The sequence below is a fragment of the Mangrovibacter yixingensis genome, assembly GCF_020523985.1.
Taxonomy (GTDB): Bacteria; Pseudomonadota; Gammaproteobacteria; order Enterobacterales; family Enterobacteriaceae; genus Mangrovibacter; species Mangrovibacter yixingensis.
In genome coordinates, this window is record NZ_JAIVKM010000015.1 from 15073 (window position 1) to 27244 (window position 12172).

A 12172-nucleotide genomic window follows, 5' to 3' on the forward strand; every position below is an offset into this window, starting at 1 on the left:
TCAGCCTCCGGCAATGACTTCAAACAGCAGCAGGTCATCGCCTGGCTGTAGAATATGGTTATCCCAGTTTTCGCGTGGCAGGATTGTCTGGTTAAGCGCCAGTGCAGTGCCAGGTTTCAATTGGTGGAAAGTAGACAACAACTGCGTCACAGTCGTGTTTTCGGTGCAACTAACCAGATGGTCATTAAACTGAATTTGCATGTTGCCCTCCACATACCGGGCAATGGGGCGAAGGCTGCAGCCGAATGGCACGCCACAGATTAGTTTTGGCATCAAACAGTGACAGCGTACCTGCCTGGTGGGTCACTCCGGCCAGCCACTTCAGCGCTTCCAGCGCCTGGCTAACACCCAACAACCCTACAACCGGCCCCAGGACACCCGCGGTACGGCAGTTACGCTCTGGCTCGTGCTCGTCAGGCCATAAACAGCGGTAACAACCCTGTTGCCACGGTGGAGACAGCACCATCATTTGCCCGCCAAACCCGACTGCACTGGCGGTGATAAACGGTTTGTTCAGTGCCACACATGCCGCATTGATTGCCTGGCGGGTTTGCATATTGTCACTGCAGTCGAGTACCAGGTCGGTATCGGCCAGCACACTATTTAGTGTCTCTGGTGTAAGGTACTGGTCGATTGGAGTGAGTGTGACAGACGGGTTAACCTGAGCCAGTTTTTCAACTGCAACATGTGCTTTAAGGCGGCCAATATCCTGCTGTGTGTACAGTGTTTGGCGGTGCAAGTTACTGATATGCACAACATCACCATCAGCAAGGATTAACTGGCCCACGCCAGCACCTGCCAAATAATGAGCAGCCGGTGAACCGAGCCCGCCTAACCCAATAACAGCAACGCAGGACTTGCTCAGAGCCTGCTGCCCGTCGAGGCCGACTTCCTCTAGCAGTAAATGGCGGCTGTAACGCATGAAATCCTGATCATTCATCACCATTCCCCGCTAAATTAAGTAATGCTTTGGTTGCAGACTGCCAGTCTTGCGCCTGAGTAATGGCGCTGACCACTGCAATACTGCCCACTCCTGTAGCCAGTACCTCTGGCGCTCGTGCCAGGCTTATTCCGCCTATTGCCACTGTGGGGTAACCTTGCAGCCGGTGTATATGGCCAGCCAGTTGCTGGAGGCCTTGCGGCTCAGAAGGCATCTGTTTGGTTTGCGTGGGGAAAATATGCCCCAGTGCAATGTAAGAAGGGCGAACAGACAGTGCCCGGTCGATTTCAGCGTCATCATGAGTGGAAACGCCCAGGCGTAACCGCGCATCGCAAATTGCGCTCAGGTTCGCGGTATCCAGGTCTTCCTGACCAAGATGAATCCCCCAGGCCCGGTGTTTAATTGCCAAACGCCAGTAATCATTGATAAACAGCCGGGCTTCATAGCGCTGTCCAAGATGAATAGCCTGGATAATATCCTGCTCAACTTCATGCTCTGGCTTATCTTTGATACGAATCTGGAGCGTTTTCACCCCCAGAGCCAGCAGGCGCTCCAGCCAGGTAATGCTGTCAACGACCGGGTATAACCCCATCCGGACAGGTACGGTTGGAAAATCAGGTTGGTAAATCATGCCTGCTCCTTGCGAAGATAAATTTCTCCGCCGCGGGCACGAAAATCCTGGGCCATGTTTTCCATCCCTTCCGCGCGTTGTTTTGCGGCGTAATCACGTACATCCTGGGTGATTTTCATTGAACAAAATTTTGGCCCGCACATAGAACAGAAGTGAGCCACTTTGCCGGATTCCTGCGGCAACGTTTCATCGTGGTAAGCCCTGGCGGTGAACGGGTCGAGAGCCAGGTTGAACTGGTCTTCCCAGCGGAATTCGAAGCGGGCTTTTGACATCGCGTTATCGCGGATTTGCGCGCCAGGGTGCCCTTTGGCAAGGTCGGCTGCATGGGCCGCAATTTTATAGGTGATAAGCCCCTGTTTTACGTCTTCTTTATTGGGAAGCCCAAGGTGCTCTTTCGGTGTGACATAACACAGCATGGCGCAGCCAAACCAACCAATCATTGCCGCGCCAATCCCTGATGTGAAGTGATCATAACCCGGTGCAATATCGGTAGTCAGCGGCCCAAGGGTATAGAAGGGGGCTTCATGGCAGTGCTCCAACTCTTCTGTCATATTGCGCTGAATCATCTGCATCGGCACATGTCCTGGGCCTTCAATCATCACCTGCACGTCATATTCCCAGGCAATTTGGGTCAGCTCACCCAACGTATGCAATTCTGAGAATTGTGCTTCATCGTTTGCATCCTGAATGGAGCCTGGGCGCAGGCCGTCACCCAAAGAGAGAGCAACGTCATAGGCGGCACAAATTTCACAAATCTCACGGAAATGCTGGTACAGGAAGTTTTCCTGGTGATGGGACAGACACCATTTGGCCATAATGGAACCGCCACGAGAAACAATCCCGGTGAGGCGGTCTGCGGTCATTGGCACATAACGTAACAGTACGCCGGCATGGATAGTGAAGTAGTCCACGCCTTGCTCGGCCTGTTCCAGTAATGTGTCACGGAACAGCGGCCAGGTCAGGTCTTCTGCAATGCCATTAACTTTTTCCAGCGCCTGGTAAATTGGAACGGTACCGATGGGAACCGGGCTGTTACGCAGGATCCACTCGCGGGTTTCATGAATATAGCGGCCGGTTGATAAGTCCATTACTGTATCGGCGCCCCAGCGTGTTGACCACACCAGTTTTTCCACTTCTTCTTCAATGGAAGAACTGACTGCCGAGTTACCGATATTGGCATTCACTTTAACCAGAAAATTACGGCCAATAATCATCGGTTCAGATTCGGGGTGGTTAATGTTTGCCGGAATAATGGCACGCCCGGCAGCCACTTCATCACGAACAAACTCAGGGGTGATATTTTCCGGGAGATGTGCGCCAAAGCTGTGCCCCGGATGCTGGTGGCGTAGTACGTTGTCGCGAATTCGTTCACGGCCCATATTTTCCCGCAGTGCAATAAACTCCATCTCCGGGGTGATAATTCCTTTGCGGGCGTAGTGTAACTGCGTAACGCAATGCCCTTTTAGTGCCCTGCGTGGTGGCTGAATGCCTTTGAAACGTAACTCTTCCAGCCCCTCATCTTCCTGGCGTGCCAGCGTCCAGGACGAAGAACTGTTGTGCAGTTGTTGGGTATCTTCGCGGGCATCAATCCAGGCCTCACGGCACTTGGGCAACCCCTGAAGCACATCAATGGCTTTATCCGGGTCGCCGTAAGGGCCCGAAGTGTCATAAACCGGGATGGGGTCATTTGGCGTTAATTCAGGGTTTTCCCTTGTTCCGCCTGTTACAGTCGGGCTCATTTGTATCTCACGCATGGGCACCTGAATATCCTGGCGGCTACCCGTCAGATATACGCGCTTTGAGGCAGGGAAAGCAGAGCCTTCCAGAGTATTAATAAATTGCTGAGCAGCATCGCGTTGCTCGCGGCGGGTTGGTGTTTTTTGTACGGACATAGCGCATTCCAGTTTGTTGGTCAGGAAGTGGCTTGTCAGAACGACGGACAGGAGTAGCAAAGACGCAACAACGCTGAAAAATAAGCGTGATGCCGGGAGAGTACTCTTGTTCCCTTCGCAGGTATTAACCTGATCAGGTTCCGCGGATCCCGAATTAACGGTCTCAGCCCGTGCTTACACACTGGGCACTCCGACAAGAAAAACATCGCTTTCGCGATAAGGTATAAAAACTAACTTACTCGTTCACAGAACAAAACTCAAGCAGGCCGGGATTCGGCATTGTCTGGTTCGGTATTCTGTAAATCATTTTTCCACACCAGGGTGAGCAGTTTATCTTCAAGGGTAAAACGCGCTTCAAGCGCTTCACCAATCCCTGATAACGCCTGTTGAAACTCCTGCCAGTTATCATGGTCAATGGCAGTTTCCAGGCTGGTATCGTAGAAATGCATAATAGACTGCGTATTGGCTTCTAACCGGGGGTAGATTTGTGCGACAGATTTTGCGGTACTGGTACCTTCCATCTCTCGAATGATGCGTTCATAAAGACTAAAGTGGCATGCTGAGAGATAGTCCACCAGGCCCTGGCAAAAGTCGTCCAGCGCTTTTTCATCAATGGCGGAATGGGCACTCTTTTTAGGTTTGAGCCCAACTAACCGGTAATAAGCAATCAGTAGTTGCCTGCGGGTATTAAGCCAACTGTCAACTAATGTATTACTACCACCAACACGGGCTGTCAGGTTTTCCAGTTGGTTTAGCATGTTTGAGCATCTCCATGAGTTATATACTCGTCATGCTTCAATTTGCAGGTGTATAAGCAGTATTCGCCTGCAACTCGAATTATTTTGAGTACCAGATAAAACTCTGAACCATCTGAATGTAGCTATTATGTAAACCAACATGCCAGTGACACAGAGGTTGTGCAAGGAAATATGAAACATTTTGTAAAAAAAACCGATGAAGGCTGGTGGGTTGTCAGCCATGAACAAAAATTGTGGTTGCCAGACGGTGAGTTACCCTGCGGGAGCGCAGAGCAGTACCAATTGGATGGTTTACCTGCAATGCAAATTGGTACATGGGATTCCCTTCCAGTCTGGCTGGTTCAGCATCATTTTCCCACTGGGATGGCTTCTGTTCGGCAACTGCTGGACAAAGAAAGTGGGCTATTTCAGTTAGCTGGCCGGGGCGTTCAACTGGCTGAGTTTTACCGTTCTCATAAATTCTGTGGCTACTGTGGTGCAGAAATGTACCCCAGTAAAACAGAGTGGGCGATGTTGTGCAGCCACTGCCACGAGCGCTATTACCCGCAAATTGCGCCCTGCATCATCGTGGCGATTCGCCGCGATGACCATATTTTGCTGGCTCGCCATAACCGGCACAAGAATGGTGTTTACACCGTACTGGCAGGCTTCGTAGAAGTGGGGGAAACACTCGAGCAGGCCGTTGCTCGTGAGGTGATGGAGGAGAGCAGCATTCGGGTGAAAAATCTGCGTTATGTCAGTTCACAGCCATGGCCATTTCCACAATCGCTGATGATGGCGTATCTGGCGGATTACCACAGCGGTGATATCAAAATAGACCCGTCAGAACTACTTGATGCTAACTGGTATCGCTATGATCAGCTTCCGCTCCTTCCTCCTCCGGGTACTGTCGCACGGCGTTTGATAGAAGATACTGTTGCCTTATGTCGGGCTGAGTATGAATAACATGCTACACTCAGCGCCCTATTTTTATTGTTTTATCTACCCTGACTGCGGGTGAATCAGCGCACAGAAGGAACCCCATGACTGACCTGAAAAATGATCGTTATTTGCGAGCCCTGTTACGCCAGCCGGTGGATGTTACCCCTGTCTGGATGATGCGCCAGGCGGGCCGTTATTTACCGGAATATAAAGCGACCCGTGCGCAAGCGGGGGATTTTATGGCGCTGTGCAAGAATGCTGAGCTTGCCTGTGAGGTAACTTTGCAACCCTTGCGCCGTTATGCGCTGGATGCTGCCATTTTATTCTCTGACATTCTGACTATTCCGGATGCGATGGGGCTGGGGCTCTATTTCGAAGCGGGCGAAGGTCCACGCTTCACGTCGCCAGTGCGCAGTAAGGCCGATGTAGAAAAATTACCGGTTCCTGACCCGGAAATGGAACTGGGTTATGTCATGAATGCCGTTCGCACGATTCGCCGTGAGCTGGCCGGGCAGGTACCACTGATTGGTTTCTCCGGTAGCCCGTGGACACTAGCGACTTACATGGTTGAAGGTGGCAGCAGTAAGGCCTTTACGGTTATCAAAAAAATGCTGTTTGCCGACCCTCAGACCTTGCATATGCTGCTAGGCAAGCTTGCCGAAAGCGTTACGCTTTACCTCAATGCTCAAATTCTGGCCGGTGCGCAATCCGTGATGATCTTTGATACCTGGGGCGGTGTGCTGAGTGGGAGAGATTACCGGGCGTTTTCCCTGAATTATATGCATCAAATTGTTTCCGGTCTGATTCGTGAACACGAAGGGCGTCGTGTGCCTGTGACACTGTTTACCAAAGGTGGTGGGCAGTGGCTGGAAGCAATGGCTGAAACCGGGTGCGATGCCCTGGGCATAGACTGGACAACCGATATAGCGGATGCCCGACGTCGGGTAGGTCATAAAGTAGCATTACAGGGCAATATGGACCCGTCAATGCTGTATGCGCCCCCAGCCCGTATCGAAGAGGAAGTGTCATCTATCCTGGCAGGGTTTGGTCGCGGAGAAGGCCATGTCTTCAACCTTGGGCACGGTATTCACCAGGATGTCCCGCCAGAGCATGCAGGCGCGTTTGTTGAAGCTGTGCACCGGCTCTCTGCTCAATGGCATAAATAATGGACCTGGCGGCGCTCAGGGCGCAACAACAGCACCTGGCCTCTCAGGTGATAACCGAAGATTGCGGTGTACCTGCTGAACCGCAATTCATTGGCGGTGCTGATGTTGGGTTCGAACAACAAGGTACTGTAACCCGTGCCGCATTGGTCTTGCTCTCCTGGCCTGATTTAACGCTGGTGGAATACCAGGTTGCACGTATTCCAACGGCGTTCCCGTATATCCCCGGTTACCTCTCTTTTCGCGAATGCCCGGCGTTGCTGGCGGCGTGGGAGAAGCTATCCCGTTGCCCTGATTTGCTCTTTGTTGATGGCCAGGGGATTGCGCACCCGCGCCAGTTTGGTGTCGCCAGCCATTTTGGTTTACTGGTTGACACCCCAACGATAGGTGTGGCGAAAAAGCGCCTGTATGGCACATCAGATAGCCAGTTGCTGGCCCATGACGGGGTTGCACCGTTGCTGTCCTCAGAGCGCACTTTGGGCTGGGTGTGGCGCAGTAAGCCGCGTTGCCTGCCTCTGTTTATTTCCCCCGGGCACAAGGTTCACCCGGACACCGCGTTTGCGTGGGTGAAACGCTGTACGCGAGGCTATCGCCTCCCAGAACCGACACGCTGGGCAGATGCCGTTGCATCTCGCCGCCCGGCATTTATACGCTGGCAAGAAAAAATGCGCCAGGTAGAGTAAACTGCGCCCAATATCGACTGTTGAGACTTCACTATGTTACAAAACCCAATTCACCTGCGTCTGGAAAAACTCCAGAGCTGGCAGCATGTTACTTTTATGGCCTGCCTGTGTGAGCGGATGTACCCCAATTACGCCATGTTTTGCCAGCAAACAGAGTTTGGTAACGGGCAACTGTATCGGCGGATTCTGGATTTGGTCTGGGAGACATTGACGGTAAAAGACGCGAAGGTTAACTTCGACTCTCAACTGGAGAAGTTCGAAGACGCGATTCCGTCTGCGGATGATTTCGACATCTACGGTGTTTACCCGGCAATAGATGCCTGTGTGGCGTTAAGTGATTTGTTACATGCACTGCTGGGGGGGGAAACTCTCGAGAAAGCTATCGAGGTAAGTAAAACCTCTATCACGTCAGTGTGCATGTTAGAAATGACACAGTCTGGTCGGGAAATGACCGACGAAGAGTTGAAAGATAACCCTGCAGTTGAACAAGAATGGGACATCCAATGGGAGATTTTCCGCCTGTTGGCAGATTGCGAAGAACGCGATATTGAGCTGATCAAAGGGCTGCGTACAGACCTCCGAGAAGCGGGTATTAGCAATATCGGTATAAATTTTCAGCAATAAGATAAGAAAACACCTCTCAGTGTCTGATTTGTCGTACCTGGAGGCTTCCCATCAGCCCCTTGTCTGGTCTACATTTGTGGGGCGAAAAAAAGTGGCTATCGGTGCGTGTATGCAGGAGAGTGCTTAACAGGCATTTCCATCGCACTCGATGCTTAGCAAGCGATAAACACATTGTAAGGATAACTTATGAATAAGACTCAACTGATTGATGTAATTGCGGACAAGGCTGAACTGTCAAAAGCACAAGCGAAAGCTGCTCTGGAATCCACTCTGGCTGCGATTACTGAGTCTCTGAAAGAAGGCGATACTGTACAACTGGTTGGTTTCGGTACCTTCAAAGTGAACCACCGTGCTGAGCGCACTGGCCGCAACCCGCAAACGGGTAAAGAAATCAAAATCGCTGCTGCAAACGTTCCTGCGTTTGTATCCGGCAAAGCACTGAAAGACGCGGTTAAATAATCGTACTCCAACAGTGAACAGTTTTATCAGAGGGGCGGTAACGCCCCTTTTGTCATTCTGGCGGCTGTCCTGCCTGTTGTTGGCGGGAGGTGTGCTGGTGGGATGCAGTTCGCATAAACAGGGTTTGCCCCCTTTTACCGCCAGTGGTTATGTTGATGAAGGCGGCGCTGTGCGTATCTGGCGCAAAGATGGTGAAAATGGCACTGTCCACCTGTTGAGTGTTTTTAGCCCGTGGCACAACGGAAGTACAGCGGTAAATGACTATCGCTGGCAGGGTGACAAACTGGTTTCTATGGTACTGAAAACGGAAGGGGATGAGCCACAAACGCTCACTGTTCGTTTTGATGCCAATGGTGCACTGAGTTTCATGCAGCGTGAAGTTAATGGCATGAAGCAACAGCTCTCTAATGAACAAATAGCGCTTGAGCAATACAACGCTTCGCGTATCCGCAAAACCAGTGATGCATTGCGTACTGGTAAAGTGGTATTGCATCAAGGGCACTGGAACCAGAACGAAAGTATCACAACCTGTGAAGGTAAGACGTCATTCCCGAAGTTTGATTCCTTTTTCTTGTCCTATATCCAGGACCGGCAACGCAATTCCACGAAACCGGTGAGTGTTGCCTGGCTCTCCGCGCCAGAAGGCACCCAATTACTGCTGGTTGCCAATAGTGACTTCTGTAGCTGGCAGCCTAAAGCCGATACCTTCTAGCGGTTTGTTTAACCCGGTTCCCTTGGCAATAAAAAAGCCACCCGAAGGTGGCCTGTACGTTTTGCCGTGCTTAGTTTTGTTCACGCTCAATGGCGCGGTAACCAATGTCTGAGCGGCTAAAGCTGCCTTCCCAGTGAATGGGTTTCATCAACGCATAAGCATTTGCCTGTGCCTGTGCCACTGTGTTGCCCAATGCAGTTGCGCACAATACGCGCCCACCGTTAGTGACGACGTTTTCCTGGGAGTCCAGGCGGGTACCTGCGTGAAACACTTTCGCATCAGTTGAGGATTCCAGCGGCAGGCCATGGATAACATCGCCAGTGTTGTAGCTACCGGGGTAGCCGCCAGCGGCAATTACCACACCAAGAGCCGCACGCTCATCCCACTCAGAGGTTTGTTTATCCAACGCACCTTCGCAGGCTGCCTGGCACAACGCAACTAAATCGGATTTCATGCGTAACATAATCGGCTGTGTTTCCGGGTCCCCGAAACGGCAGTTGAACTCGATAACTTTCGGGTTGCCCTGCTTATCAATCATCAGACCGGCATATAAAAAGCCCACATAGGTGTTGCCTTCTGCCGCCATACCTTTCACGGTTGGCCAAATGATGCGTTCCATGGTGCGGTTGAAGACTTCATCTGTAACTACCGGAGCCGGGGAATAGGCACCCATACCACCGGTATTCGGGCCAGAATCACCATCACCAACACGTTTATGATCCTGGCTGGTGGCCATCGGCAATACGTGCTCGCCATCCACCATCACAATAAAGCTGGCTTCTTCACCATCTAAAAACTCTTCAACCACCACCCGGTGCCCGGCATCACCAAAAGCATTGCCTGCCAGCATATCCTGAATGGCCGCTTCCGCTTCTTCCAGCGTCATCGCCACAATCACGCCTTTACCGGCAGCCAGGCCATCGGCCTTAATAACAATAGGGGCACCTTTTTCACGGACATAAGCCAGTGCAGGCTCCACCTCAGTGAAATTCTGGTATTCGGCGGTTGGAATATGGTGCCGGGCCAGAAAGTCTTTAGTGAACGCTTTGGAGCCTTCCAGTTGCGCAGCACCTTTAGTTGGGCCAAAAATTGTCAGGCCCGCAGCCTGGAAGGCATCAACCACACCAATCACCAGCGGTGCTTCCGGGCCAACAATCGTCAGGTCAATTTTTTCGTTTTGCGCAAAGCTCAACAGTGCCGGGATATCCGTTACGTTGATGTCCACATTCTGTAAAGCAGGTTCGAGTGCGGTTCCTGCATTACCCGGTGCGACAAATACTGTTTTTACCTGGGGTGACTGGGCTGCTTTCCATGCCAACGCATGCTCGCGCCCACCATTACCAATAATTAATACTTTCATGCGAGGCTCCTGAATTAATGGCGGAAGTGACGCATACCAGTGAAGATCATAGCAATACCGTGTTCATCGGCGGCGGCAATAACTTCTTCGTCGCGAATGGAGCCACCTGGTTGGATAACACAGGTAACGCCCACTGCTGCAGCTGCATCAATACCATCACGGAACGGGAAGAACGCATCAGATGCCATGGCTGAGCCTTTTACTTCCAGGCCTTCGTCTTCGGCTTTGATACCAGCAATTTTGGCGGAATAAACACGGCTCATCTGCCCGGCGCCAATACCAATGGTCATATTTTCTTTGGCATAAACAATGGCGTTGGATTTCACAAATTTGGCCACTTTCCAGCAGAACAGGGCATCTCGCAGTTCTTCGGCAGAAGGCTGGCGTTTCGTGACAACACGTAATTCGCTTTCACCCACCATACCCAGATCGCGGTCCTGGACCAGTAAGCCACCATTGACGCGTTTAAAATCAAGCCCAGGTACGCGAGCCTGCCATTCGCCACAAACCAGCACACGCACGTTTTGTTTGGCCGCTGTCACTTTCAATGCTTCAGCAGTCGCTGAAGGGGCAATAATGACCTCAACAAACTGGCGGGAGATAATGGCTTGAGCTGTTTGCTCGTCCAGTTCGCGGTTGAAAGCAATAATGCCGCCAAAAGCGGAGGTCGGGTCGGTTTTCCAGGCGCGCTCGTAAGCAGCAAGAATATCGTCACCAATCGCCACGCCACAGGGGTTGGCGTGTTTCACAATCACACAGGCAGGCTCATTGAACTCTTTCACACACTCAAGAGCGGCGTCGGTATCGGCAATGTTGTTATAAGACAACGCCTTGCCCTGGACCTGCTCAGCAGTTGCTACAGAAGCTTCTGTTACCTGGTTCTCTATATAGAAAGCGGCCTGCTGGTGGCTGTTTTCCCCATAACGCATATCCTGCTTTTTCACAAAGTTCAGGTTCAGAGTGCGGGGGAAGCGGCCAGAAGGTTTATCTGTTTCACCGTGGTATGGCGCAACCATGGTGCCAAAGTAGTTAGCAATCATGCTGTCATAGGCAGCGGTATGCTCGAATGCCTTAATTGCCAGGTCGAAGCGGGTTTCAAAAGTCAGTGAACCGTTATTGGCATCCATTTCAGTAACGATAGTGGCGTAGTCATTGCTATTAACCACAATCGCGACATCTTTATGGTTCTTGGCGGCGGAGCGAACCATGGTAGGGCCACCAATATCAATATTTTCAACGGCGTCTTCCAGTGTGCAACCTTCACGGGCAACCGTTTGGGCAAACGGGTACAGGTTCACGACGACCATATCAATTGGGGAGATTTCATGTTCTGCCATGATGTCGTCATCCTGCCCGCGGCGGCCAAGAATGCCTCCGTGCACTTTCGGGTGCAGCGTTTTCACTCGTCCATCCATCATTTCCGGGAAACCGGTGTAATCAGAAACTTCGGTTACCGGCAGGCCTGCATCCGCCAGCAAGCGGGCAGTGCCACCTGTGGAGAGCAGCTCAACGCCACGTTGAGAAAGGGCCTGGGCAAATTCGACGATACCGGCTTTATCAGACACGCTGAGAAGAGCGCGGCGTACAGGACGAGGTTGTTGCATGGTGATCAATCCCCTGGATTTCAGTTTATTGCAATTGCAGAAGAGTGTGAGTGCTGCTTTGTTCTATCTATATGTACTGCGATTAATACATCTAATAAAGAAAAGCAGGACTGACACCCTTCTAAAGTGGGTCTGCGAAAACGCGGGTGCATTGTAGCGAAAACGTTTGCGTGACGCTCGCAAAATTTCCTCATCAACCAGGATTGTGGATAACTCTGTTGATAATCGGGTATAAAGCCGGGTTTTGCTGGGGAATGCAGCACTCAGTCTTTTTTATGCAAATTTTCTATTGCAGCAAAATCTGAACTCCCTATAATGCGCCTCCATCGACACGGCGGCACGCTTCACTGAGTGCAGTAAGCCGGGAAGATGAAGAGAAAAAATCCTGAAAAATTGGGTTGACTCTGAAAGAGGAAAGCGTAATA

General features: G+C 51.5%; 13 protein-coding genes and 1 riboswitch. Of the genes, 6 read left to right on the plus strand and 7 right to left on the minus strand.

Annotation, left to right across the window (positions count from 1 at the left end):
- From thiS to rsd, 5 genes are all read right to left on the minus strand, one after another.
- On the minus strand, window positions 1-201 hold the full coding sequence (thiS, locus tag LC084_RS22640; protein ID WP_226574485.1) for a sulfur carrier protein ThiS: 201 nt from the start codon (window positions 199-201) through the stop codon (window positions 1-3).
- Window positions 185-940, minus strand: a complete 756-nt coding sequence (locus tag LC084_RS22645; RefSeq protein ID WP_226574488.1) for a HesA/MoeB/ThiF family protein — start codon at window positions 938-940, stop codon at window positions 185-187. The genes thiS and LC084_RS22645 overlap by 17 nt, the downstream gene beginning before the upstream one ends.
- Window positions 933-1568 carry a thiamine phosphate synthase gene (gene thiE / locus LC084_RS22650; protein WP_226574511.1) on the minus strand — a complete coding sequence of 212 codons (636 nt, stop codon included), beginning with the start codon at window positions 1566-1568 and terminating at the stop codon, window positions 933-935. The genes LC084_RS22645 and thiE overlap by 8 nt, the downstream gene beginning before the upstream one ends.
- On the minus strand, window positions 1568-3463 hold the full coding sequence (gene thiC, locus LC084_RS22655) for a phosphomethylpyrimidine synthase ThiC (protein ID WP_226574490.1): 1896 nt from the start codon (window positions 3461-3463) through the stop codon (window positions 1568-1570). Before thiC ends, thiE begins: the two co-directional genes overlap by 1 nt.
- Before the next feature lie 93 nt (window positions 3464-3556).
- A riboswitch (TPP riboswitch) is annotated at window positions 3557-3666 on the minus strand.
- Window positions 3667-3720: 54 nt separating this feature from the next.
- Window positions 3721-4221, minus strand: a complete 501-nt coding sequence (rsd, locus tag LC084_RS22660; protein ID WP_226574492.1) for a sigma D regulator — start codon at window positions 4219-4221, stop codon at window positions 3721-3723.
- A 171-nt stretch (window positions 4222-4392) separates the two neighbouring features.
- Between rsd and nudC the strand changes: the two genes are divergently transcribed.
- From nudC to LC084_RS22690, 6 genes are all read left to right on the plus strand, one after another.
- On the plus strand, window positions 4393-5166 hold the full coding sequence (gene nudC / locus LC084_RS22665; protein WP_226574495.1) for an NAD(+) diphosphatase: 774 nt from the start codon (window positions 4393-4395) through the stop codon (window positions 5164-5166).
- A 77-nt stretch (window positions 5167-5243) separates the two neighbouring features.
- The gene (gene hemE / locus LC084_RS22670) at window positions 5244-6308 is read left to right on the plus strand and encodes a uroporphyrinogen decarboxylase (RefSeq protein ID WP_226574497.1); all 1065 of its coding nucleotides are present in this window, start codon (window positions 5244-5246) and stop codon (window positions 6306-6308) included.
- Window positions 6308-6988, plus strand: coding sequence for a deoxyribonuclease V (gene nfi, locus LC084_RS22675; protein ID WP_226574499.1), 681 nt, complete (start codon window positions 6308-6310; stop codon window positions 6986-6988). The genes hemE and nfi overlap by 1 nt, the downstream gene beginning before the upstream one ends.
- A gap of 33 nt (window positions 6989-7021) precedes the next feature.
- Entirely contained in the window at window positions 7022-7612 is a 591-nt protein-coding gene (locus LC084_RS22680; RefSeq protein WP_226574501.1) for a YjaG family protein, read from the plus strand.
- A gap of 186 nt (window positions 7613-7798) precedes the next feature.
- Entirely contained in the window at window positions 7799-8071 is a 273-nt protein-coding gene (hupA, locus tag LC084_RS22685; RefSeq protein ID WP_036103018.1) for a nucleoid-associated protein HU-alpha, read from the plus strand.
- 13 nt (window positions 8072-8084) lie between these two features.
- Window positions 8085-8783 (plus strand): DUF1481 domain-containing protein, encoded by a 699-nt coding sequence (locus tag LC084_RS22690; protein WP_226574503.1) that lies wholly within the window; start codon window positions 8085-8087, stop codon window positions 8781-8783.
- 70 nt (window positions 8784-8853) lie between these two features.
- On the opposite strand, the gene purD is transcribed toward LC084_RS22690, so the two are convergent.
- Both purD and purH read right to left on the minus strand, forming a co-directional pair.
- Window positions 8854-10143 carry a phosphoribosylamine--glycine ligase gene (gene purD / locus LC084_RS22695; protein WP_226574506.1) on the minus strand — a complete coding sequence of 430 codons (1290 nt, stop codon included), beginning with the start codon at window positions 10141-10143 and terminating at the stop codon, window positions 8854-8856.
- A 14-nt stretch (window positions 10144-10157) separates the two neighbouring features.
- Window positions 10158-11747, minus strand: a complete 1590-nt coding sequence (purH, locus tag LC084_RS22700) for a bifunctional phosphoribosylaminoimidazolecarboxamide formyltransferase/IMP cyclohydrolase (RefSeq protein ID WP_226574509.1) — start codon at window positions 11745-11747, stop codon at window positions 10158-10160.
- Window positions 11748-12172 lie beyond the last annotated feature (425 nt).